Below are 22,222 nucleotides of genomic sequence, written 5' to 3' on the forward strand. Positions count from 1 at the left end.
CGTGCTTGTCCTCCTGCTGCCGGGTGAACTGTGCTTGCGAGCATGCGGGGGCCGGCGGATCCGCCCAAGGGACCTGTCTCGCTGAGCAGACCGCACCCGGTCGGGACGGCGGTCGGGCGGTTCGGAAGTCGTTCTCAGGGCCCGGAGGAGCGAACGTGCGACGAACGGACACCCTCCCGGCCAGGCAGGCTGACGTGCGCGTCCCGCTCAGCGGACCCATGCCGATGCGTACGTGGCGCACCGCGTTCTACGGTGCGCCAATTCAACGGGCCGCACCCCGACGACCTGCCGAAAGCGGCGGGCTCTCCTCAACCACCGAGGTGCCCATGCACACACGGTCCAGCACAAGACGTCCCTTCGCAGGCCACGCCGCCCTCGCCGGCGCACTGCTCTTGCTCACGGCGTGCGGCGCGGGCACCACCGACTCGGCCGTCGGTTCCGGCGAGATCGCCGCCGGCCCCACCGTCCGGATCGCCGTCGGCATCGACCCCTCGTTCGCACCCTTCTTCCTCGCCGACGCCCAGGGACTCTGGGCCGAGCACGGTGTCAAGGTCCAGCTCGTGCAGTTCGGCAAGGGCGGTGAGGGCGTCGACGCCCTCACCGCCGGTCAGGTACAGATGGCCGGAAACTCGGACACCACCACCATCGGGCTGCTCCAGCAGAGCCCCGGCCTGCGATCCCTGCTCGTGTACGAGCAGTCCGGCCGCTACCTCAAGGTCGTCACCGGCAAGAAGGTGAAGGATGCCTCGGAGATCCGGAAGATGGCCGCCGTACCGGGGCTCTCCGAACTCGCGGCGACCAGGTTCCTGGAGTCGAAGGGCATCGATACGAAGTCGGTCGAGTTCGTCACCGCCGACCCGCCGGAGATCCCGGTGCTGCTGGACAAGGGTGACGTCGACGCGTACGTCCTGTGGGAACCTTGGCCCGCCAAGGGCGCCGAGCTTGGCGGCAGGATCCTCGAGACCACCGGCGCGTACGGCCTGTCGTACTCGCACTGGCTCCTCACGAACGCCGAGTGGCTGAAGACCGACGCCGACACCGCCACCAAGGTCGCGCAGGCTCTGAAGGAGGCGGCGGCGAAGACCGAGTCCGACCCGGTCGCCGCGGCCGAGGCCACTCAGCAGGCCGCGAAGATCCCGACGGCCCAGACCGTGAACGCGATCAAGGAAATCGACTTCGGGGTCCGTGACTTCACCGCCGACGACCTCGAGGGGTACGACGACACAGCCCGCTTCTATCTGGACACCGGCAAGGTCAAGGCGGAGCCGGACCTGGCACAGGCCGTCCTGCGCGGTTGGCTGACCGAGCACAAGAAGGGATCATGATGACCGAGGCCGTCAAAACCCAACTCCCCGAACCACGCGTCGCTGAGAGGCGTGGCGCGGCCCTGTCCGTCGACCGTGTGGGCATCCGCTTCGGGTCCTTCCAGGCCGTGCGGGACATCTCCCTGGACATCACCGCCGGTGAGTTCCTCTGTCTGCTGGGCCCGAGCGGGTGCGGCAAGTCCACGCTGCTGTCCGCCATGGCGGGGTTCGTGACCGCGGACGAGGGCAGCCTCTCCGTCGGCGGGGCCCCGATCACCGGCCCCGACCCGGACCTGGGCATGGTCTTCCAGAGCAGCGAGGCGCTGTTCGACTGGATGACGGTGCGTCAGAACGTCGCCTTCGGCCCGCGGATGCGCGGCATGTCGCGCGCGGCACAGGCGAAGATCGCCGACGAATACCTTGGTCTGGTGGGCTTGCGCCACTGCGCGGACCGGTTTCCCGGTCAGCTGAGCGGAGGCATGCGCCAGCGGGTGCAGATCGCCCGTGTACTGGCCAACGAACCGAGCGTCCTGCTGATGGACGAGCCGTTCGGGGCGCTCGACGCGCAGACCCGGCAGGTGATGCAGGAGGAGACGGACCGCATCTGGCGTGCCTCGGGCTGCACCGTCGTGTTCGTCACCCACGACATCGACGAGTCGATCCTCCTGGCCGACCGGATCGCCGTGATGACCGCGGGCCCCGCCGCCTCGGTCAAGTCCGTCTACCCGGTGGACCTGCCCAGGCCCCGCGAGGAGGCCGACCCGGCCGCCGCCGAACTGCGCCGCGCACTGCGCGAGGACATCGGCGAAGAAGTACGCAAGGCCCTGCGCGACCAGGGCCTCGACACCGAGGGAGACGTGCGATGACCGTCGCGACCGCAAGTGCCACCGCCACTCCACAGGCTGATCGCCTGGCGGGGGCGAGTGTACGTCGACTGCGTACGGCCGGCGTCTACACGCTGTCCGTCCTCGTCGGCATCGGCCTCTGGCAGCTGCTGGCCATGAAGTACGGCTCCTCCCTGGTCGCCTCCCCGCAGGAGACCCTCTCGGCGGCGCGCGAGTTGGCGGCGGACGCCACACTGACCAACTCCATCATCGCCTCCAGCCGCCGGATCCTGATCGGCTGGGGACTCGGGGTGCTCGTCGGCGCACCGGTCGGCCTGCTCGTCGGGCAGATCCCGATCGTGCGGCAACTCCTGGAGCCCTACATCGAGTTCTTCCGGTTCATCCCGCCGGTCGCCTTCGTGACGCTGGCGGTGGTGTGGCTGGGCATCGGCGAGTCGTCGAAGGTCGTCCTGATCTTCTACACGGCCGTCTTCATCGTCACCCTGAACACGAGCGCCGGGGTGATGGCCGTGAGCGAGTCGAAGCTGCGCGCCGCGGCGAGCCTGGGGGCGAGCCGCCGGCAGATCCTGCAGGGGATCGTGCTGCCGTCGACCGTGCCGCACATCGTCACCGGGGCACGCCTGGCCATGGGCAACAGCTTCCTGACCATCGTCTCCGCCGAGATCGTCGCCGCCCAGGTCGGGCTCGGTTCGCTGATCTGGACCTCCCGCAACTACGGCAGGATCGACTGGGTCTTCGTCGGAATCATCACCTTGGGCATCCTCGGGTTCGTCTTCGACCGCGTGCTGCGTGTCGTCGCGTCCCGGGTCCTGCGTCGATACGGAGTGAAGCTGTGAGCCTTGGAACATCGCGTGCCCTGGTCCTGGAGCAGTTCGGTGCCCTGCCCCGGCCGGTGGATCGGCCGGTGCCCGAGCCGCGGCCCGGCCACACCCTCGTACGGATGCGGGCGGCCCAGGTGGCCCACCTCGATCTCAACGTCATCGACGGCAAGTTCGGGATTCTCCCGGACCTTCCGGCGGTGCCGGGCACCACGGGGAGCGGCGTCGTGCTGGCCTCGGACACCCACCCCGAAGGCAGCCTGGTCAGGCTGGGCGGCAAGGGACTCGGGATGCGCCGCGACGGCTGCTGGGCCGAGCACGCGCTGGTGCCGGACGCCGCCGTGGAGGCGGTTCCGGAGGGCACGGACCCTGCTCTGGCGTGCAGTTACTTCTCTCCGGTCGGCACGGCCTGGGCGGCGGTGCACTCGGTCGCGGAGGTGCGGCCGGGGGAGCGGGTGCTGGTGACCGGGGCGGCGGGTGCGGTCGGGGCGATGGCGGTGCAGGTCGCCGCGCGCGCCGGGGCCGAGGTGGTCGGGGTGGTCGGCCGGCCGGCGAAGCTCGGCCATGTCCCGGCTCCCGCCAAGCCGGTGCTGGCGGCCGAGCTGTCCCCGGAGTCGGTGGGCGGCCCGGTCGACGTGCTCATCGACACAGTGGGCGGTCCGGTGCTGAAGGACGCGCTCGCACTGGTCCGCCCCGGCGGACGCACGGCACTGGTCGGCTACACCGCAGGCCGCGACTTCGGCGTGGACCTGGCGGACTTCCTGCTGGCCGACGTGGCGTTGCTGCCGGTCAATCTGATGCGGCGGGGCAAGGAGGTCGCCGCGGACGCCGAGCGGCTGCTGGCGGATCTGCGGACGGGGGAGCTGACCCTGGCGATCGAGCGCCATCCCCTTGACCGGTTGGCGGAGGCCGTGGAGCGGCTGCGGACCGGGGAGGCGGTCGGCAAGGTGGTGCTCGATCTGACCTGAGAGGTCTGATCCCGGACAGAGGACTGATCCCGGGATCCCGAGGCCTGAGGCCTGAGCCCGACGAGCCTCACCCCAGGACGACGACCGCACGGCCCCGGCAGCACACGACGTCGCCGGGGCCGGCGTCGCCGACACAGTGCTCGACCAGGTCCAAGGTGATCTCACCGCTGACCATGTCCACCGTGCGCACGGTGCCGGTCACCACGAGCCGGTCACCGACGTACGCCGGCGCCCGGTTCTGCCAGCCGACCTCCCGCACCTGCCCGCCCACGCCCGCGAACCCGGCGGCCGCACGATGGAACAGACAGCCGTGGAGCTGCGCCATGACAACCGGCCCGGACAGCCCCTCGGAGCGTGCGAAGCCGGTGTCGTAATGAATGCGATGGGTATTGCGGGTGACCGCACCGAAGCGGAGCAGAGTGATCGCGTCGGCCGTCAGCTCGACCGGCGCCACGCGCTGTCCCACCGAGACCCGCTGGACGTGAGCAGTCATCGGACGATGAACCTCTCCGTGACCTCGACCATCGTCCCCCGTGCCGAGCCGTACGTCTTCTCGACCGTGAGCAGCAGGAAGCCGTCTCCTGTGCCCTTTCGTTCGACCGCCGTCAGGGCATGGCGCATCTCGATCCGGTCGCCCGGCCGCACTTCGCCCGTCCAGCGCACGTCCTGGCCGCCCGCCATGAGCCGAACGCCGAGCCCGTCGGTACCGGGAACCTCGTCGCGGTACATGCCGTCCGGCCTGAACTCCGTCGCGTCGGCCCCGGGCGCCCCGCGCAGCAGGCTGACCGCGTACATCGGGTGGACGGAGAAGTCGGCGTGCTGGGGATCGACCAGATGCGGTGCGCTCTCTCCGGCCGCCCGGGCGAACTCGGCCGCGTCCTCGGCCCGTACGACGCCCAGGGACCGTCGCTCCCACATCCCGATCGACGCTCGGGCCCGCTCCTCGGCCTGTTCCAACGCTGCTGCGGTCCGGGACACGCGCTGCCTCCCCACTGTGATCCGATTCCCGGACGTTAAGGACCGCCGGTTCCGGGCCGCCATGGAAGCGGCTCGCTCAGCGGACCGTTCCCCTTGGGCGGAGATCGCCGCCACCACACCATCGGTGCATGGACCTCAAGGACATCCAGGCGCCCCCGGAGGGCACCTACGCGGAAGCGGACGGCGTCAAGTACCACTACGTCGAGCTGGGAGAGGGCAGCCCCACCGTCTTTCTCCACGGCGGCGGCCCCGGGTGCACCGGCTGGTCGGACTTCGGGCAGGTGGCGCCGCTGTTCGCCGCGGACCGTCGGTGCCTCCTCGTCGACATCCTGCAGTACGGGAAGTCCGCCAAGCCCGTCATCGAGGGCCCCATGTGGGACTACCACGCCGCCAAGACCGTCGCGCTGCTCGACACCCTCGGCGTGGAGCGCGCCGACTTCGTGTGCAACTCGTGGGGCGGCACCATCGCCCTCGACCTGGCCGCCAAGTACCCCGAGCGGGTACGGTCGTTGGTCATCACCGGCAGCATGCCCGTCTTCTACGGTCCCCTCGCCCCCCTGCCGGAAGGCGGCCGCCGAGGACGCAACGCCCGCGACGTGTACTACGGCGGAACCGGCCCCTCCTGGGAGAAGATGCGCGAACTCATCGCACGCCTGGAGTGGTACGACCCCGACGCCGTCCCCGACGCCACCGTGACCCTGCGCCACGAGCAGAGCCTGGACCCCGAGGAGACCGCGCTCGCCGGTGCCTCCGACAACCCGCGCGGCGACTGGCAGGACCTCACCGCCGAACTCGGCCGGATCGCGGCTCCCACGCTCTTCATGTGGGGCATGCAGGACGCCTTCCTGACCCCGGACTACCCGCTGATGCTGGCCCGCATGGTCCCCCGGGGCAATCTGCACGTGATGAGCCGGGCCTCCCACCATCTCCAGGAAGAGCGGCCGTACGACTACTACAGCGTGGTCACCGGCTTCCTGAACCAGCGGCACAACTGACCCTCCTTGGAGGAGACTTGAGCGAGTCGGCTCTGCGAGTCGTGGAACTGTCCAGCCCCTTCGCCCGGTTCGCCGGCAGGCTGCTGGTCGGACTCGGCTTCGAAGTGGTGTTGGTCGAGCCCCCGGAAGGCGACGAGACCCGGCGCGAGCTCGACGGTGACGCGTTCGTCCACTGGCATGCCGGAAAGCGGTCGGTGACCGTCGATGCCGCCACGCCGGACGGAGCCGCCGGCCTGCGCCACCTCCTGGAAGGCGCCGACATCCTGCTCGACGGGACCACCGACGGCGCGGAGGCGATCGCCGAGGGACTCGATCACCTCGTACACGTACGCGTCACCCCCTTCGGCCTGGTCGGCCCCCGAACGGACTGGCAGGGCACCGACCTCGTGGTGGCCGCGCTGGGCGGCATGCTCGCGCAGGTGGGCGACCCGGACGGTCCGCCACTGCGGCTGCCGGAGAACCAGGCGGAGCAACTCGCGGGCGTCAACGCGGCGGTCGCCGCCCTGCTCGGCGTGCGGGCCAGGCGTAGCGGCCCGGGACAGCTCATCGACGTGTCCGCGCAGGCCTGCGCGGCGGCCGCTCTGGAGGCCGGAACCCTCGCCTACCTCCACGAGGACCGGGTCCCGCCGCGCCCCGGGCGGGTTCATCCGCTGGTGCCGCACGGGCTGTTCCGCGCCGCCGACGGCTATCTGGGCGGAGGCCTCGGCGGCAGTCCCCGAATGTGGGACGCGCTGCTCGACTGGCTGCGCGAGGAGGGCGCGGAGGCCGACCTCGGCGAACCGCGGTGGCAGGACCCGGTCGAGCGCAAGAAGCACCAGGAGCATGTGTTCAAGGTCGTCCAGGACTTTGTCGGGGGATGGCCGAAGGCCGACTTCGCGGAGCGGGCCCAGGCCAGGAAGCTGCCCTGGGCCGCCGTCGACCTGCCCCATGAACTGCCGGACAACCCGCAGCTCAGCGCCAGGGGATTCTTCACCAGGGTGGGGGAGCGGACCGACCTCGGGTTCCCCTTCGCGTTCCCGGAAGGCCACCGGATCCAGGACCTGGCCGTTCCGGGTCTCGGCGCGGACCGGAACCTGCTCGACGAGCATCGTCCGCCCCCTCCGGTCGCGACCGCACAGGACTCGGTACGCCCCGCCCTGGACGGTGTCCGTGTCCTGGACCTGACCTGGGTGCTCGCCGGCCCGTACTGCACCAAGGTCCTCGCCGACCACGGCGCCGAAGTGATCAAGGTCGAGTCCGTGGGCCGGCCCGACCCCACCCGGTTCGCGCCCTTCATGCACCTGTCCCGGGGCCCGCACACGGACCCGAACACCAACGGCTACTTCAACGAGGTCAACCGGAACAAGCGAAGCATCGCGCTCGACACACGGACCGAGGAAGGCGTGGAGGTGCTCCGCGACCTCATCGCCCACTGCGACGTGCTCGTGGAGAACTTCAGCTCCACGGTCATGAAGAAGCTCGGTCTGGGGTATGAGGCGCTTCGTGAGATCAACCCGCGCATCGTGTACGTGAGCATGTCCGGCATGGGGCACACCGGCCCGCGCAACGGATGGGTGTCCTATGCCGACACCGTCTCGGCGAGCGCGGGGCTGACCGGCCTGACCGGCTGGGGACCGGACGATGTGGTCGGAGTGATCTACGGTCACGGCGACATCGTCGCGGGCCTGCACGCGGCGCTCGCCACCGTCGCCGCCCTGGAGCACCGCGCCGAGACGGGTCGCGGTCAGCACATCGACCTGTCCCAACTGGAGGCGATCACCGCCCACATGGGGACCAGCCTCGTCCGCGGTCGAGAGGCGGAGCCGATCGGCAACGCCCACCCGAGCTGGAGCCCGCAGGGCGTCTACCGTTGCCTGGGAGCCGACCGCTGGCTGGCCGTCAGCGTGCGCGACGACACCGAGTGGGCCTCGCTGTGCGAGGTGATCGGCCGTCCGGAGCTCGCCACTGATGAGCGGACCCGTACTGAAGAGGGTCGCAGGCGCGTGGGCGCCCTGATCGACGGCGTACTGGGCGAATGGACCCGTACGATGCCCGCCGACGCCGCCGCCGAACTGCTCCAGGCACGCGGTGTCCCCGCCGGGGCCGTACAGGACGGCCGTGAACTCGTCGAACACGACCCGCAGTTGAGGGCGCGCGGCTTCTACGTTCGCAAGGAGCACCCGGTCGCGGGCGCCTTCCTCCACGAGGGCGTCCCGATCCGCCTCACGCGCACGCCCGGCGGTGTCCGCGAGCCCGCGCCCGTACTGGGCGCCGACACCGACGCCGTACTGAGCGAGGTGGCGGGGTTCTCGGCGGAGCGGATCCAACGCCTGCACGACAGCGGCGTGTTGCGGTGAACGGCACCATTCCCGGTCTCCTCGACACGGCCGCCGAGGAGTTCGGAGACCGGGTCCTCCTGCGGGTGGGGGAGGTGACACGGACGTACCGGCAGTCCCGTAGCGCGGCGGCCGAGATGGCGGGGGCGCTCGCGGCGCGCGGGTGCCGCCCCGGTGACCGGGTCGCCGTCATGGCCGGCAACCGGATCGAGTTCGTCGACCTGATCCTCGGTTGTGCCTGGCTCGGCGCGGTGCTGGTACCGCTCAACACGGGCCTGCGTGGCCACGGGCTCCGCCATGTCCTGCGCGAGTCGGAGCCCCGGTTCCTGCTCACGGAGGCCGAGTTGGCGGACCGGGTCGTCCAGGCCGGTTATCGGGGGACCCTGTGGGTGATGGGCGCGGACGACATTCCGGCGCCGGGGGAGCGCCGCGCCATCCCGCCGGCCCCGGTACGCCCGGACGACACCGCCTTCGTCCTGTTCACTTCCGGCACCACGGGGACGTCGAAAGGCGTGCGCTGCCCCCACGCCCAGACCGTCTGGTGGGGCCGCAACGTCTCGGACTCGCTGCGTCTCACCGCCGACGACGTGCTCTACACCTGCCTACCGCTGTTCCACACCAACGCCCTCAACACTCTCGCGCAAGCCATGGCCGTCGGCGCGAGCTGCACGCTCGGCGAACGCTTCTCCGCCTCGCGGTACTGGAACCGGGTGGCCGAGTCCGGCGCCACCGCCGTATACCTGCTCGGCGCGATGGTGCCCATGCTGCTGGCACAGCCTCCGGGCCCCCACGACCGCGCGCACCGGGCATGGCGCGGCCTCTCCCCGGCCACCCCCGGCGCCGCGTGGCAGCCCTTCCGCGAGCGCTTCGGCGTCACCCTCGTCGACGGGTTCGGCTCCACGGAGACGAACCTCGTCATCGGATCGACCCCCGCATCCCAGCGGCCCGGCCGCATCGGCACCCTGCGCGACGGCTTCTCCGCGCGCGTGGTCGACGAACACCTCACTCCTGTCCCGGACGGCAGGCCCGGCGAGCTCGTCGTACGCAGCCATCACGCATTCGCCTTCTCCACCGGCTACTTGGGAGACCCGGAAGAGCCCCCCGACTCCTGGAGACGTACGGGCGACCGCGTGATCCGCGAACCCGACGGCTGGTTCCGCTTCGTCGACCGCGTCAAGGACGTCATCCGGCGCCGTGGCGAGAACATCTCCTCGCGCGAGGTGGAGTCGGCGATCCGCTCCCATCCCGCGGTCGCCGACGCCGCGGCCTTCCCGGTGGCCTCGGAGCTCGCCGAGGACGAGGTCATGGTGGCGGTGGTCCCGCGGCCGGGCCGCGCACTCGATCCCTACGACCTGGTACTCCACTGCGAGCACGAGCTGCCCGCTTTCGCCGTTCCCCGGTACATCGAAACCGTCGAGGAACTCCCGCTCACCGAGACGGGCAAGATCCGCAAAGCGATCCTGCGCGAACGGGGCGTCACGACCCGCACTTGGGACCGCGCCGCCGAGGAGAAGCGAGAGCGCGAGTTCCCCGTCCCCGGAGTCAGTCCGCCGCCACCCACTCCGAGATGACATCGGCGAACTCCTTGGGCAGCTGCTCCGGCAGGGGTACGTGACCGCCGGGGACGACCCGCGTCTCGCAGCCGAGTGCCGCGGCGAACTTCTCCAGTGAGGGCAGGGAGTAGTGGTCCCCGGCCGCGCACACGGCGAGCGTCCGCGCCGTGATGTGGGCCAGACGGTCCTCCATCACGTACCGCTGCACCGCCTCGTGCCCCTCCTCCACCCGGTCGAGGACGGTCAGGGCGTCGACCATGAACCGATTGAGAGCGGCCTCCTCCCCGTCCCGGTAGAAGCCACGGCGCCGGTTCCACAGCTCCACCAGATGCGAGCCGTCGGGCCGGGGGACGACATGGTCGACGGGCTTGCGGCGGTCGGCCGCACGCCGCTTCTCGTCGTCGACGAAGGACGTCGCGGAGAGCAGCAGACTGGAGACGCGGCCCTGGTAGCGGGCGGCGAGTTCCACCGCGATCACACCGCCCGTGTGATGCCCGACGAGGTGGAAGCGCTCCAGTCCCAGCTCCTCGATCAACGCACCGGCGGCGTCGGCGAAGCGCTCGATCGAATGCGGACCCGCGGGCTTCGCGGACGCACCGAAACCAAGGGTGTCCATGGCGACCGCCCGGTGCGCGGCTCCGACCAGCGGCAGCACGTCGAGGTACTCGGTCCACGAGCGCGGCGTCTGATGGAGCATCAGGACAGCCTCGCCCGAACCGCATTCGACGTAGTGCACCTGACCGAAGGCGCTGGGCACATAGCCGCGCAGAAGGCCGTCCGTCATGGTGAGACCTGCTTCATGATGTGACCTGCTTTCGTCGGCGATGGCGAACACTGTGCTCACCGCCGGAACCCGGCACCAGCCGACCGGTCCGCTGTCCGAACCGCTCACCTTGGCCGGCTCGTTCTTCGGCGCCATGCTCCCTCGTGAATCTGTACGGCAGTGACGCGGAGGTGTACGAGTGAATGGCTCCCTGCGGGCCGTTGTGGTCGGGGCCGGGATGATCGGCGCCGTCCACGCAGGAGCGATCCGTGCCGCGGGGGGTGATCCGGCCGGGGTGGTGGCTTCGACGCCCGAGCGCAGTGCGCGGGCGTCGAAGGAATGGGGGATGCCCGGGCACTACCCGGACTTCGAGTCGGTGCTCGCCGACGACAGCGTCTCGGTGGTACACGTCTGCACGCCGAATGCCCTGCATGTCGTGCAGGCCGAGGCGGCGTTGCGAGCGGGCAAGCATGTCATCTGTGAGAAGCCGCTGGCGACGTCGGCGGCGGACGCGGAGCGGCTGACCCTGCTGGCCGACGAGTTCGGGCTGTTGTTGGCGGTGCCGTTCGTCTACCGCTACCACCCGCTCGTACGGGAGATCCGCGACCGCCGACTGCGCGGTGAGTTCGGTGCGTGGCAGCTGGTGCATGGGAGCTACCTGCAGGACTGGCTGCTGGGCGAGGAGGCGACGTCGTGGCGGGTGGATCCGGCCGAGGGCGGGCCGTCGCGGGCGTTCGCGGACATCGGCTCGCACTGGTGCGATCTGGTGGAGTGGGTGGCGGGAGTCCGGTTCACCGAGCTGACCGCCCGAGTGAGCACCGCGTTCGCGGCCCGGCCCACCGAGGATGTGGCCACTGTTCTGCTGCGCACCGGTGACGGCGTGCCAGGCACGTTGACGGTGTCCCAGGTCTCCGCGGGCCGCAAGAACCGGTTGTGGTTCGAGCTGGACGGCGCCGGCGGCAGTGCGGTCTTCGACCAGGAGAACCCCGAGACCGTCTGGCTGGGCGCCCAGGACGGCGCGCGGTTGCTGGTCCGTGATCCGGAGTACGGAGCGCCCGAGCAGCGGCGGTTGTCGCGGTTGCCGGCGGGGCATTCGCAGGGGTACGCCGACTGCTTCCACTCGTTCGTGGCCGATGCGTATGCGGCGATCGAGGGCGGGGTACCGGAAGGGCTGCCCACCGGGGCGGACGGGGTGCGTGCGGCGCGGCTGGTGGAGGCCGTGCTGCGCTCCGCCGCCTCCCTGGCCTGGACCGACGTCGATGACACCCCCGTAGTTGTGGAGGCCTCCGTATGAAACTCGGCATGCTCACCGCCTGTCTGCCCCAGCTCTCCCTGGCCGAGATCGCCGCCTGGGCGAGCACGGCCGGTTACGAGGCGCTGGAGGTGGCGGCCTGGCCCGCCACCGGTGGCCGTGATTTCGAAGCCGCGCACCTGCCGGTCACCACCTTCGGGCCCCGACAGGCCGACCAGACCCGGGAGTTGTTGACACACCACGGCCTTCAGCTGTCAGCGCTGGCCTACTACGAGAACAACCTGCACCCCGACGCCGGGCGCCGGGCGGAGATCCACGCCCACCTGAAGAAGGTCATCGAGGCGGCGGCCGCGTTGGAGGTGCCGTATGTGGGCACGTTCGTGGGCCGTGACTGGACCCGGCCGGTGGCGGACAACCTGGCCGAGGCCGGGAAGGTCTTTCCCGAGCTGGTGGACTATGCGGGAGAGCGCGGTGTCCGGATCATGATCGAGAACTGTGTGATGGAGGGCTGGCACCCGGACGGTTACCCGGGCAACCTGGCCTACTCGCCGGAGCTGTGGGAGTGGATGTTCTCCCTCGGCCTCTACCTCAACTGGGATCCCTCGCACCTGACGTGGATCGGGATCGATCCGGTCCGGACGATCGCCCCGTATGCGGAGCGGATCGTGCACGCCCAGGCCAAGGACCTGCAGATCCTGCCCGGTGCCATCGACCGCTACGGGGTGTTCGGCAAGGCGGTCCGGCGTGAGGATCCGTGGGACACCGGCTGGTGGCGCTACCGGGTCCCGGGCCGGGGCCAGGTCGACTGGAACGCCGTCGTCGACGGCCTGTACGAGCACGGGTTCACCGGCACCCTCTCCGTGGAGCACGAGGACCCGGTGTGGAGTGGCACCGAAGCCAAGGTCAAGACCGGTCTGGAGATCGCCCACCGCACTCTGCGGCCCCTCATCGCGTCCTCAGCGAACGCGGGGCTCGGGAACGTCGATGAGAACTAGCGACGCCGCCGAGCGTGTGAGCTTTTCCTCGATGCCGTGATGGCGGCCGGTGTCCAGTGCCAGTGTCAGCAGTCCGCGGGTTGCTGACCTGGTGAGGGGTGGATCGGACGGCACGTCGGTCGGGCCGAGGAGTGCGCTGAGATCGAGGAGTACGGACGGCTGTTGCGGCTGTTCCGTGGACCGACGTGCCTGTCTCGAGACGTCGCGGTGGATTGTCCAGGCGTCCGCTACCGGGCCCACGTGCCCGAGCTTGTCGGGGTTGATCACCGCGCGGATCGTCTGGATCCGCCCGTCGAGTACGTCGAGCGCCACGATGTTGAGGACCTCGCCGTCCCGGTCGCGGAAGATCGCGCCCGGCTGTCCGTCGACCTCGTGCGGTGCCATGTCACGTCGATCCGGGCCATCCGGGGGAAGACCGAGGCGAGCAGCCGGAAATCGCCTGAGTGTCAGCGCCCGGTCCGGTCGCGGCGGCAGTGCAGGAAGAGATGGGGCTCGGGCTCCGCGCTGGGGTGGTCCGGGGTGAATACGGCGCTGTGCCGGGCCAGCACCGTCAGTCCCGCCGCCCCCACCATGGCGGTGAAGTCCTCCTCGGCGAAGCTCGTCGCACGGACCGGCTGGCCCATGAAGACCAGTTCGGCGTCCTCCACGTCCGCGGGCACGGTGGCCAGCACCAGATGCCCGCCGGGCCTCAGGGCCAGGGCCAGGCGCCGCGTCAGAGCCGACTGCTCGTCTCGGGTCATCTGCAGCAGCGAGAAGACCACGCAGACGCCGTCGAACGAGTCCTCATCGAGCGGGAGATCCCGGATGTCGGCGCAGCGGAACTCGGCCTCGGGGACCTGACGAGCGGCGAGTTCGACCATGACGGGTGAGACGTCGACGCCCAGCACCGAGTGCCCTGCCGCGATGAGCGTGGCCGCGGTGGGCCGCCCGGTGCCGCTGCCCACGTCCAGCGTCCGCGCGCCGGGCGGCAGCCGCTCGATCAGCCAGTCCAGCGCGGACAGGTGCGCGGGGGCATGGGCGAACGCCTTCTCGTAGTCGGAGCCCAGCGCGTCGAACAGCACGGCAGCGGGCGGCCGTTGGTCCTCGTGCCTCACGTCGGTGTCCTTTCGTTCGCCGACCCGCATCGTCGCATCCGCCGGGCGCGGGCCACAACGGCCGCCCGGTACGCGTCCCGGCGGGCGGGGCAGGGGAGAATGAGGGCCGTACCAACGGTCGACCTTTGCGAAGGAGCGGGAATGCAGGATGTGCGAGCGGGGCAGGCCGCCGGGCCCGAGGACCTCATCGATGTGGCCCGCCTGGTCACGGCGTACTACGCGCTGCACCCCGACCCGGCCGAACCGGGGCAGCGGGTGGCGTTCGGCACCTCGGGACACCGTGGCTCGTCCCTCGCGGCGGCGTTCAACGAGGACCACATCGCGGCCACCAGCCAGGCCATCTGCGAGTACCGCGCCGCCCAGGGCACCGACGGTCCCCTCTTCCTCGGCGCCGACACCCACGCCCTGTCCGAGCCCGCGCGGATCACGGCACTGGAGGTGTTCGCCGCCAACGACGTGAGCGTCCTCATCGACCAGGCCGACGGCTACACGCCCACCCCGGCGGTCTCGCACGCCATCCTCACCCACAACCGGAACCGCACGTCCGGCCTCGCCGACGGCGTGGTGGTCACCCCTTCGCACAACCCGCCCGCCGACGGAGGCTTCAAGTACAACCCGCCGAACGGCGGCCCCGCCGGTTCCGAGGCGACCTCCTGGATCCAGGACCGCGCCAACGAGATCATCACCGGCGGCCTGAAGGACGTACGGCGCATCCCCTACACCCGCGCCCTGGCCGCACCGGGCACCGGCCGCCACGACTTCCTCGGCACCTATGTGGCCGACCTGCCGAACGTGCTGGACCTGGATGCGATCCGGGCCGCCGGTGTGCGGATCGGCGCCGACCCGCTCGGTGGCGCCTCGGTCGCCTACTGGGGCCGGATCGCCGAACAGCACCGGCTCGACCTGACGGTGGTCAACCCGCTCGCCGACCCCACCTGGCGGTTCATGACGCTGGACTGGGACGGCAAGATCCGTATGGACTGCTCCTCGCCGTACGCCATGGCGTCGCTCATCGAGCGGCGAGACCGGTTCGACATCGCCACCGGCAACGACGCCGACGCCGACCGGCACGGCATCGTCACACCGGACGGCGGCCTGATGAACCCCAACCACTATCTGGCCGTGGCGATCTCGTACCTGTTCTCGCACCGGGAGCAGTGGCCCGCGGGCGCCGGGATCGGCAAGACCCTGGTGTCGTCCAGCATGATCGACCGCGTCGCGGCGGACGTCGGCCGCCCACTGATCGAAGTCCCCGTCGGATTCAAGTGGTTCGTGGACGGCCTGTCCGACGGCACGCTCGGCTTCGGCGGCGAGGAGTCGGCGGGCGCGTCCTTCCTGCGCCGGGACGGCTCGGTGTGGACCACCGACAAGGACGGCATCACCCTGGCCCTGCTCGCCTCCGAGATCACGGCGGTCACGGGGAGGACTCCGTCGCAGCACTACGCCCAGCTCACCGACCGCTTCGGCGCCCCCGCCTACGCGCGTGTCGACGCCCCGGCCTCTCGCGAGGAGAAGGCCCTGCTCGCCAAGCTGTCTCCGCGCCAGGTCACCGCCGACACCCTCGCCGGAGAGCCGGTCACCACGGTGCTCACCGAGGCGCCCGGCAACGGCGCCGCCCTCGGCGGCATCAAGGTGGCCACCGCCAACGCCTGGTTCGCGGCCCGCCCTTCGGGCACCGAGGACGTCTACAAGATCTACGGGGAGTCGTTCCTGGGCCCGGACCATCTGCGCCAGGTCCAGGAGGAGGCCAGGTCCGTAGTGCTCGCGGCGCTCGGCGCCTGACCCGGCCGTCAAAGACACCGCCAACCACCGGGCGGCCGAGTCATGATGCCCCTCGCCCCGGCTCTCACGATGGTCAGTTGAGAGAGGCGGGAGTGTCGCCCCGTCGCTGTCCCGTCGCTGTGCCACCGCGTCAGGTCGCTCCTCGCGGAAGTCCTCTCAAAATCGGAGGGTGGATCCCCGAGCTCGTGTGGTCAGCCGGTCCAGGGCCGCCACTGGTCTTCCCGCACGGCGTCGATACTGCTGCGCCACACCAGCGCCCCGCCGATCAGGCCGGGCTTGTCCCGGGTGGCCAGGGCCGGGGCTTCGAGCATGTCGGCAGCCTCTTCCAGGTAGCTGACCAGCGTGTCGAGTTCTTCGCCGGGGGCTTCGTTGTAGCGGGACCAGCGGCCCAGGTAGCCGGTCGCGGCATCCAGGTACAGGCCTGAGGTGCGGTCAGCCGCGCCGTAGGAGACCACCGGAACCCAGGCTGCCTTCCACACGGTGATCCGGTCGTATTCGGGGCGGCGGGCGTTGAAGGTGTCCTCGTGGGCCTGGGCGTCCATCCAACTTCGGTAGGCGGCGGCCACGGCGTCCAGGGGCATCAGAGCCTCATTGCCCGGCAGGCATCCCCAGCCATTGGCCCCGTCGTCACCCGCGGTCAGCATCCACAGGACGTGCAGCTCGACGGGTATCTGAATGCCGAGGTCGCCTTCCAGGGCGGCGATGGCGGCGGGGCCGGCGCCGGGGCGGAGCGCGGCGTAGGAATCGGGGGCGTTGTGCTGGAGCCAGCCGGTGATGCGCCGCCAGGCATCGGCGACCTCCCGTACGGTGACCGCGGCGGTAGCGGGGTCGGCTTGCTGGTCCTGGTCTCGGCCCTGCTCCCGCTCCCGGTCATGGGCGTCCGTGGAGGGCTCGGTGGAGGGGATCGCTCTCAGAAACCGGATCTCGATCCGGTCCAGCTCGCGGATGTACCCGACGGACAGGTCGGGGCAGTCCTCGAACATGTCGCCGTCAACCGTCACGTTCAGGATGCCGGGCAGCCCAGAGGGCCGGCCCATGTCAGGGTCGTCGGTCAGCTGGCCGGCCAGGGCCTTCAGCGCGTAGGGAACGTCGGCCCCGAGCTGGGCGGCGGTGTCACGTACGTCCGGCTGGATTTCGACCTTCACGGGCTGGTGCTCCTTGCTGGTCGGATGGAGGGCGGTGTGACCTCGATCGCTGGACGGCCAGTGACGCTTCGGTCTCCACTGGTCGGACGGCCGTGACGATTCGCAGTTGACCATTATGTCGGCCGGTGGTCGGCCAATTGGGCAGGTCGCCGGTCTGAGGCGGCGGTAGTCGGCTGTTCGGGTGGTGTCGCTGATCCGGTCTGCCGGCAGCTCGGTCTCCCGGTCGTTGAGAAACAGGGCCAAGGGCCGGTGTTGGTTGCTGTCTCGTCGACCTCGTCGACCTCGTCGACCTCGCCGACCTCGACGCCGGTACGCCCAAGCTGTCGCATGCGCATGGTCCCCTGTCCCCCTTTCCAGTTTCCGGTTCGCTTCTGCCGGGCCGCCGCGCGGCGCATGGCGGCCCGGGCCGATTGTTGCTCGGTCGGATGTGGATCAGTCGTCGGTGGATCAGCCGTTGTACGGGGCCGCCACGTCCAGGACCCAAGTCACGCCGAAGCGGTCGGTGAGCATGCCGTAAAGCGGTGCCCACTGCGACGATCCCAGGGGCTGCACCACGGTCGAGCCCTCTGTCAGCCTGTGCCACAGGGCACTGACCTCGTCTGTGTCGTCACCGCGCACGGAGACGAAGAACGGGTTGCTTCCCCGGTCCCAGGGCAGCTGGGAGGGCACGTCGTAGGCCATGACGTGGAAGCCGTTGTCGCCCGCCACCTCGCCCCACACCACCCAGTCCGCCTCGTTCTCGTTCTGCGCGTTGCCCATGTCCTTGTACGTGACGGCGGCGATGCGCCCGCCGAAAACGGACTGGTAGTAGTCCAGCGCCGCCCGTGCGTCGCCCTGGAAGTTCAGGTGGGTGGTGGTCGTGACGGACATGGTTTTCTCCTTGCTCGTGGTCGGCGAGGTGCGCCGCTGGGGCGATGGAGCCTTGCGGGCGGCAACCTCGTGGCCAGGGGCTATGGCCTCGCTGGCGGATCTTGATATTCACCATTCCACGAGTAGCGGACAGGCTGTGTCCTGTAATGCGGGCAGAATGGGAGCATGCAGAAGACGTCCTCGCGGCTGCTCGCGCTGCTTTCGCTGCTTCAGACGCATCGCGACTGGTCTGGTGACGACCTCGCCGAGCGGCTCGACATCACTCCGCGCACGGTGCGCCGCGACATCGACCGCCTGCGGGAACTGGGCTACCCGATCCTCGCTTTCAAAGGGCCATCCGGCGGCTACCGCCTGGATGCCGGCTCGCAACTGCCCCCGCTCCTGTTCGACGACGGCCAAGCCGTCGCCCTGGCCCTCGCCCTGCAGTCCGCGGCTACCAGCCCCACGATCGGCGAAGACGCCGCACGGGCCCTGTCCACCATTCGCCAGGTCATGCCGTCCCGTCTGCGCCAGCGCATCGACATGCTGCGGGTCACCGCCGTCCAGTCACCCGAGACCGGCAGCGCCTCCCTCGTCGGCACGCAGCTCCTCATGGAGGTGAGCCGCGTCATCCACGCCCGTGAGGAGCTGCGCTTCGACTACGGGCACGACGCCACCGGCCTCGCCGAGCAACCCCGCCGGACACAGCCCCACCACCTCGTCACCTGCCGCGGCCACTGGTACCTGATCGCCTGGGACCTCGACCGTGCCGACTGGCGCACCTTCCGCGTCGACCGCATACGCCCGCGCACCCCGACCGGCCCGCGCTTCACCGCACGCGATCTCCCCGGCGCTGACGTAGCCGCGTTCGTCGCCGGCCGATTCCGGGGCACTGACGGCTCTACAGCCGACTGGCCCTGCCACGGCGAAGTCATCCTCAACCTCCCCGCGCAGGCCGTGGCCCCCTTCGCGCAGGACGGAATCGTCGAAGAACTCGGCCCCGACCGCTGTCGCCTGTCCCTCGGCTCCTGGTCGTGGACCGGGCTTGCCGCCGCTATCGGCCGCTTCGACACCGAGATCCAAGTCATCGGCCCACCACAGCTGACCGGTGCGTTCGCCGAACTCGCCGCGCGCTACGCCAACGCCGCAGGCACGGTCCGATCGGCCCCGCCCCCGGACGCCGAAACCTCGCGCTGAGGCACACCGCGTCAGACCGGCCCTGCTCACACCAGGCGTCGAGAAGAGCGCTCAGCGGTGACGGACAGAGCCCCCATCTGCCCAGTAGCGCTCATTCTGAACGAACACGATCTCGATGCCTGCGGCGACTCCGGTCACGCTCTGGCCTCCTTCGCGACGGCCACTCCCGCCCGGAGCGCGGCAACGGGATCAGCCGCCTCGTCCAGCTCTATGAGCACGGTGTCGGCGCCGGGGGTGAGTGACATCGCGGCGGCCCATCCTCTCCAGTCCACGATGCCCGTGCCCAGTTCGGTCATGTAGGGCTGCTGCTGGGCGAAGACCGTTTCGTCGATGGTGAGTTGGACGTCGATCGGCTTGACCGCGTCCTTCCAGTGCGCCAGCGCGATGCGCTGGGAGTGGCGACGGGCGACAGCGACGGGGTCGCCTCCGCCGAGTGCGATGTGGCAGGAGTCGGGGCACAGCGACACGTAGCGTGGATCGGTCAGGGCCATGAACAGGTCGATGTCCCTCTCGTACCAGAGTGTGCTGTTGGACTCCGTGTGGAAGGCGAGCTTCACACCGTGCCGCGCGACGGCCTCACCGACCACGTGGGCGATGTCAGCCATCCGGGACATGTACGCGGCATCGACGAAGAAGGGCGGGCGCGTCCCGAACGTCGCACGCATCGGCAGTCCGGCGACGAGAATTTCCGCCCCCACGTCGGCGAGGAAAGCCGCGCGTCGCTCGGCGTCGGCGACGATCGCTGACAGGTTCTCGCTGTGCCGCCAGTCGGGGTATTCGCTCGCGGCGATGAAGGCGCTCACGACGGACAGGCCCCGGGCCGCCAACTCGCGGCGGAACGACGGTGCGTCGCCGAAGGCTCGCAGCGCCGAGTCGATGTCGCCGGGCGCGAAGGTCAGCTCGATGCCGGTGACACCGGCATCGGCCAGCGCGTCCATCACCCGCTCCCAGAAACGCTCAGGGTTCTTGACGGCCCAGTCACGAACGGCGTCGGCGGAGTCGAGACCCCAGAAACCCGGGTGGTAGAAGGTGACGATGTCGGTCGCGAAACGTGGTGCCACGATGTCTGTCTCCGGGCGGATCGAGGGTGTCATTCGGCACCTCCGCGGGCGTTGTAGACGACGAGGCCGTCGGCGTCGACGGCCTCCCGGTAACTGCGGAACACGGCAAGCGCCTCGTCCCGGAGTACGTCCTGTACGACCTCGATGCCGCGTGCCTCGAACTGCTCGGCCCAGTCCGTGCCGAGCGGGCCCTCGTCGAACGTGGTGATCTCCTCGAGTTCCGGGCCCTCACCGGCGACCACGAGACCGCGCACCCCGGACCACATCGCCGCGCCGTAACACTGAATGCACGGACGCCAGTTCACGACCAGCTCGTGCGCCGGCATCCCATCGCCGCCGAGGTCCCAGCCGCCGGCCGCCGTCTGGGCCAGTCCGAGCGCGACGACCTCGGCATGGGCGCTCGACACACCGGAGCCGAGCACGACGTTCACGCCGACCGAGACGATCCTGCCCGTGCCCTGCTCGGCGACGAGTGCCGCGAACGGACCGCCGTTGCCCTCACGCCAGTTGCGATCGGCGAGGCGGTGCACGAGGCGCATGCGATCCTCGCGGTCGGGGATGACGGCGGGCACGGCGGCCAACTCGTCGTCGATCCACGCCGGCAGCGCCACGCGGTACTCCTTCGCGATGTCGATCACGGTCGACCTTCCTCTCAATTGCGCATTAAATGCATCAAAAGGCGCATTGATATGCGGTTCGATATGCGGCTCGATGCGTGACTCGATGCCTGACTCAATATGTGGCGAGCGCGGCGTTTCGTTCGGCGACGGCGCGGGCGGCCCGTACGGCGGTCACCGCGCCGGTCAGGGTGACGTTGGCGGCCATCGCGGTGGGGATCACTCCGTTCCCGGCGAGGTAAAGGTTGTCGAAACCCCACACCCGGCCGTCCGGATCGCACACGCTGGTCCCGTCGTCGGCGACGCCGGCCCGGACGGTGCCGGTCTGGTGCAGCGACGAGCCGGGCGGGAGCAATGCGCGTTCGGTCGCGGCATCGAACGCGCCGAACTCCTCGGCGAGGGACCGGACTTCGTCGAGGGCCCGCCCGATCAGCGTGCGGTCGGCGTCGGAGTAGCCGAACTCGACGCCGATCCGCGGCATCCCGGCGAGGTCGGTCTCGGTCGTGGAGAACACGAGCCGGTTCTCGGGGCGTGACTCGATGGGGGCGAGCAGCGAGAGACCGACGGAGTGCGCGAGGGGACGGCCGTCCTCATCCACGTACGTGCGGTTCATGATCTGGCCGTGGAACGGCTGTGCCGCTCCGTTGTGAGGCAGCCAGAGCGAATCCGTGCTGAACTCACCCACCCGCGGCAGGGGCAGGTCGTCGAGGTCGATGCCGAACCGGTCGAGGTCGAGCAGCACTCGGGCGGTGATGAACGCGTGCTCGTTGAGGTGGCGACCGAGCGCCTCGGGCCGGATGCCCGAAGCGAACAGCAGTTGCGGGGTGCGCAGCGCGTCGGCGCACACCACCACGGCGCCCGCGAGGAGTTCCGACTCGGCTCCGTCGGCTCCGTCGGCGATGCGACGCAGCCGGGCGCCGGCGACCCGGCCGTCCGAGAACGTGAGCGCCGTCGCGAGCGTTCCGGTCGCCAAGGTGAAGGCCGGGTCCCCGCCCGTCGCGATCGCGGGAAAGATCGTCCCCGGAGCCGTACGCCGCATGGGACCCGATGCCGTCGGGGTGACTGCCATGGGCATCGGCTGCGGCCGCCGATCATCAGGTCCGACGCCGTCGAAGCGTCGGCGCAGTACATCGAGCACCACCTCGCCGACCTCTGTCGGGCCGATCGCGGCGGGCGTGACCGCGAGCACCCGGCACGCGGCGTCCAGATCCGCCGCCCAGCGCGCCGGGTCGCCGAAGTCGAGCACCTCGTCTCCGGCGGGCCATGGCGTCGCGGCGGTCCAGTGCACGCCCATGCCGCCCGCGTTCCACGCGAGCGCCGTCGCGGGCATCGCCTCGGCGTCCTCGCCGAAGGCGAGCGCGTGGAACATGCCGGGCGTCAGGTCGGTGAGGCTGTCCGCGACATCGCGCACCACCTCGGCGCCCGTGTACATGCCCTGTATGCCGGTGACGACCTGTTCGTTGTAACGCGACCAGAGGACCGGGTCATCGACATCGTGCAGGTGAACGCCAGGGGTCTCGCCGATCGCGCTGCCGCCGTCAACCATGGTGATGCGCAGAGCTGGGTCGGTGTCTCGCAACAGTCGGGCCACGATGGATCCCATGATGCCGCTGCCGACGATGAGGACGTCGGTGTGGGGGGTGTCGGTCACAGTAGGGCTCCATGTCTTGTGCCACGGGTGCTGGTGCTGG

Annotated in this window: 20 protein-coding genes and 1 pseudogene; 11 read left to right on the plus strand and 10 right to left on the minus strand. The window is 70.3% G+C overall.

Features of this window, described 5'->3' with window-relative positions; all coding sequences use genetic code 11:
- The first annotated feature begins 326 nt into the window (after positions 1-326).
- The 4 genes from ACTWQR_RS06205 to ACTWQR_RS06220 are packed head-to-tail and all read left to right on the plus strand — an operon-like array spanning position 327 to position 3,935.
- Positions 327-1,325: an ABC transporter substrate-binding protein gene (locus ACTWQR_RS06205; RefSeq protein WP_443225886.1), complete on the plus strand. Its 999-nt coding sequence runs from the start codon at positions 327-329 to the stop codon at positions 1,323-1,325.
- Positions 1,322-2,170: an ABC transporter ATP-binding protein gene (locus ACTWQR_RS06210; RefSeq protein WP_443225887.1), complete on the plus strand. Its 849-nt coding sequence runs from the start codon at positions 1,322-1,324 to the stop codon at positions 2,168-2,170. Before ACTWQR_RS06205 ends, ACTWQR_RS06210 begins: the two co-directional genes overlap by 4 nt.
- Entirely contained in the window at positions 2,167-2,985 is an 819-nt protein-coding gene (locus ACTWQR_RS06215) for an ABC transporter permease (RefSeq protein WP_443225888.1), read from the plus strand. Before ACTWQR_RS06210 ends, ACTWQR_RS06215 begins: the two co-directional genes overlap by 4 nt.
- Entirely contained in the window at positions 2,982-3,935 is a 954-nt protein-coding gene (locus ACTWQR_RS06220) for a quinone oxidoreductase family protein (RefSeq protein WP_443225889.1), read from the plus strand. The genes ACTWQR_RS06215 and ACTWQR_RS06220 overlap by 4 nt, the downstream gene beginning before the upstream one ends.
- Before the next feature lie 67 nt (positions 3,936-4,002).
- Here ACTWQR_RS06220 and ACTWQR_RS06225 read toward each other — a convergent pair whose 3' ends face one another.
- Positions 4,003-4,428, minus strand: coding sequence for an acyl dehydratase (locus ACTWQR_RS06225; protein ID WP_443225890.1), 426 nt, complete (start codon positions 4,426-4,428; stop codon positions 4,003-4,005).
- Positions 4,425-4,913: an FAS1-like dehydratase domain-containing protein gene (locus tag ACTWQR_RS06230; RefSeq protein WP_443225891.1), complete on the minus strand. Its 489-nt coding sequence runs from the start codon at positions 4,911-4,913 to the stop codon at positions 4,425-4,427. Before ACTWQR_RS06230 ends, ACTWQR_RS06225 begins: the two co-directional genes overlap by 4 nt.
- A gap of 128 nt (positions 4,914-5,041) precedes the next feature.
- On the opposite strand from ACTWQR_RS06230, the gene ACTWQR_RS06235 reads away from it, so the two are divergent.
- Genes ACTWQR_RS06235 through ACTWQR_RS06245 form a run of 3 tightly spaced genes read left to right on the plus strand, consistent with a single transcriptional unit; the run spans position 5,042 to position 9,794 of the window.
- On the plus strand, positions 5,042-5,908 hold the full coding sequence (locus ACTWQR_RS06235) for an alpha/beta fold hydrolase (protein WP_443225892.1): 867 nt from the start codon (positions 5,042-5,044) through the stop codon (positions 5,906-5,908).
- 17 nt (positions 5,909-5,925) lie between these two features.
- The gene (locus ACTWQR_RS06240) at positions 5,926-8,244 is read left to right on the plus strand and encodes a CoA transferase (protein ID WP_443225893.1); all 2,319 of its coding nucleotides are present in this window, start codon (positions 5,926-5,928) and stop codon (positions 8,242-8,244) included.
- Complete coding sequence (locus ACTWQR_RS06245) at positions 8,241-9,794, plus strand: AMP-binding protein (RefSeq protein WP_443225894.1); 1,554 nt, start codon at positions 8,241-8,243, stop codon at positions 9,792-9,794. Before ACTWQR_RS06240 ends, ACTWQR_RS06245 begins: the two co-directional genes overlap by 4 nt.
- On the opposite strand, the gene ACTWQR_RS06250 is transcribed toward ACTWQR_RS06245, so the two are convergent.
- Complete coding sequence (locus ACTWQR_RS06250) at positions 9,766-10,560, minus strand: alpha/beta fold hydrolase (protein ID WP_443226091.1); 795 nt, start codon at positions 10,558-10,560, stop codon at positions 9,766-9,768. The genes ACTWQR_RS06245 and ACTWQR_RS06250 overlap by 29 nt on opposite strands.
- A 178-nt stretch (positions 10,561-10,738) precedes the next feature.
- On the opposite strand from ACTWQR_RS06250, the gene ACTWQR_RS06255 reads away from it, so the two are divergent.
- On the plus strand, positions 10,739-11,833 hold the full coding sequence (locus tag ACTWQR_RS06255; RefSeq protein WP_443225895.1) for a Gfo/Idh/MocA family protein: 1,095 nt from the start codon (positions 10,739-10,741) through the stop codon (positions 11,831-11,833).
- Positions 11,830-12,786 (plus strand): sugar phosphate isomerase/epimerase family protein, encoded by a 957-nt coding sequence (locus tag ACTWQR_RS06260; protein ID WP_443225896.1) that lies wholly within the window; start codon positions 11,830-11,832, stop codon positions 12,784-12,786. The genes ACTWQR_RS06255 and ACTWQR_RS06260 overlap by 4 nt, the downstream gene beginning before the upstream one ends.
- A 180-nt stretch (positions 12,787-12,966) precedes the next feature.
- On the opposite strand, the pseudogene ACTWQR_RS06265 reads toward ACTWQR_RS06260, so the two are convergent.
- A pseudogene (locus ACTWQR_RS06265) lies at positions 12,967-13,217 on the minus strand (RNA polymerase subunit sigma-24); the annotation flags it as partial.
- Between the two features lie 15 nt (positions 13,218-13,232).
- A complete protein-coding gene (locus ACTWQR_RS06270; protein ID WP_443225897.1) occupies positions 13,233-13,910 on the minus strand; it encodes a class I SAM-dependent methyltransferase in 678 nt (225 codons plus the stop codon).
- Between the two features lie 111 nt (positions 13,911-14,021).
- Between ACTWQR_RS06270 and pgm the strand changes: the two genes are divergently transcribed.
- Positions 14,022-15,662, plus strand: a complete 1,641-nt coding sequence (gene pgm, locus ACTWQR_RS06275) for a phosphoglucomutase (alpha-D-glucose-1,6-bisphosphate-dependent) (RefSeq protein WP_443225898.1) — start codon at positions 14,022-14,024, stop codon at positions 15,660-15,662.
- A 191-nt stretch (positions 15,663-15,853) separates the two neighbouring features.
- Here pgm and ACTWQR_RS06280 read toward each other — a convergent pair whose 3' ends face one another.
- Together ACTWQR_RS06280 and ACTWQR_RS06285 are read right to left on the minus strand one after the other, a co-directional pair.
- Positions 15,854-16,807, minus strand: a complete 954-nt coding sequence (locus ACTWQR_RS06280) for a hypothetical protein (protein ID WP_443225899.1) — start codon at positions 16,805-16,807, stop codon at positions 15,854-15,856.
- A 447-nt stretch (positions 16,808-17,254) separates the two neighbouring features.
- Positions 17,255-17,677 (minus strand): VOC family protein, encoded by a 423-nt coding sequence (locus tag ACTWQR_RS06285; protein WP_443225900.1) that lies wholly within the window; start codon positions 17,675-17,677, stop codon positions 17,255-17,257.
- 165 nt (positions 17,678-17,842) lie between these two features.
- Between ACTWQR_RS06285 and ACTWQR_RS06290 the strand changes: the two genes are divergently transcribed.
- Positions 17,843-18,853 (plus strand): helix-turn-helix transcriptional regulator, encoded by a 1,011-nt coding sequence (locus tag ACTWQR_RS06290; protein WP_443225901.1) that lies wholly within the window; start codon positions 17,843-17,845, stop codon positions 18,851-18,853.
- Between the two features lie 134 nt (positions 18,854-18,987).
- On the opposite strand, the gene ACTWQR_RS06295 is transcribed toward ACTWQR_RS06290, so the two are convergent.
- From ACTWQR_RS06295 to ACTWQR_RS06305, 3 genes are all read right to left on the minus strand, one after another.
- Positions 18,988-19,914: a sugar phosphate isomerase/epimerase family protein gene (locus tag ACTWQR_RS06295; protein WP_443226092.1), complete on the minus strand. Its 927-nt coding sequence runs from the start codon at positions 19,912-19,914 to the stop codon at positions 18,988-18,990.
- Between the two features lie 29 nt (positions 19,915-19,943).
- Positions 19,944-20,552, minus strand: coding sequence for a nucleoside deaminase (locus ACTWQR_RS06300; protein ID WP_443225902.1), 609 nt, complete (start codon positions 20,550-20,552; stop codon positions 19,944-19,946).
- 94 nt (positions 20,553-20,646) lie between these two features.
- On the minus strand, positions 20,647-22,182 hold the full coding sequence (locus ACTWQR_RS06305; protein WP_443225903.1) for a GMC oxidoreductase: 1,536 nt from the start codon (positions 22,180-22,182) through the stop codon (positions 20,647-20,649).
- Between the last annotated feature and the right edge of the window lie 40 nt (positions 22,183-22,222).

This window comes from Streptomyces sp. 2A115 (assembly GCF_052245575.1).
Lineage (GTDB): Bacteria > Actinomycetota > Actinomycetes > Streptomycetales > Streptomycetaceae > Streptomyces.

Excerpts from the sequence above, each read along its gene's own strand:
- ACTWQR_RS06260 (WP_443225896.1), top strand. The coding sequence starts at position 11,830 with ATGAAACTCGGCATGCTCACCGCCTGTCTGCCCCAGCTCTCCCTGGCC.
- ACTWQR_RS06235 (WP_443225892.1), top strand. The coding sequence starts at position 5,042 with ATGGACCTCAAGGACATCCAGGCGCCCCCGGAGGGCACCTACGCGGAA.
- ACTWQR_RS06205 (WP_443225886.1), top strand. The coding sequence starts at position 327 with ATGCACACACGGTCCAGCACAAGACGTCCCTTCGCAGGCCACGCCGCC.
- ACTWQR_RS06225 (WP_443225890.1), bottom strand. The coding sequence starts at position 4,428 with ATGACTGCTCACGTCCAGCGGGTCTCGGTGGGACAGCGCGTGGCGCCG.
- ACTWQR_RS06210 (WP_443225887.1), top strand. The coding sequence starts at position 1,322 with ATGATGACCGAGGCCGTCAAAACCCAACTCCCCGAACCACGCGTCGCT.
- ACTWQR_RS06285 (WP_443225900.1), bottom strand. The coding sequence starts at position 17,677 with ATGTCCGTCACGACCACCACCCACCTGAACTTCCAGGGCGACGCACGG.
- ACTWQR_RS06250 (WP_443226091.1), bottom strand. The coding sequence starts at position 10,560 with ATGACGGACGGCCTTCTGCGCGGCTATGTGCCCAGCGCCTTCGGTCAG.
- ACTWQR_RS06215 (WP_443225888.1), top strand. The coding sequence starts at position 2,167 with ATGACCGTCGCGACCGCAAGTGCCACCGCCACTCCACAGGCTGATCGC.
- pgm (WP_443225898.1), top strand. The coding sequence starts at position 14,022 with ATGCAGGATGTGCGAGCGGGGCAGGCCGCCGGGCCCGAGGACCTCATC.
- ACTWQR_RS06290 (WP_443225901.1), top strand. The coding sequence starts at position 17,843 with ATGCAGAAGACGTCCTCGCGGCTGCTCGCGCTGCTTTCGCTGCTTCAG.
- ACTWQR_RS06270 (WP_443225897.1), bottom strand. The coding sequence starts at position 13,910 with ATGCGGGTCGGCGAACGAAAGGACACCGACGTGAGGCACGAGGACCAA.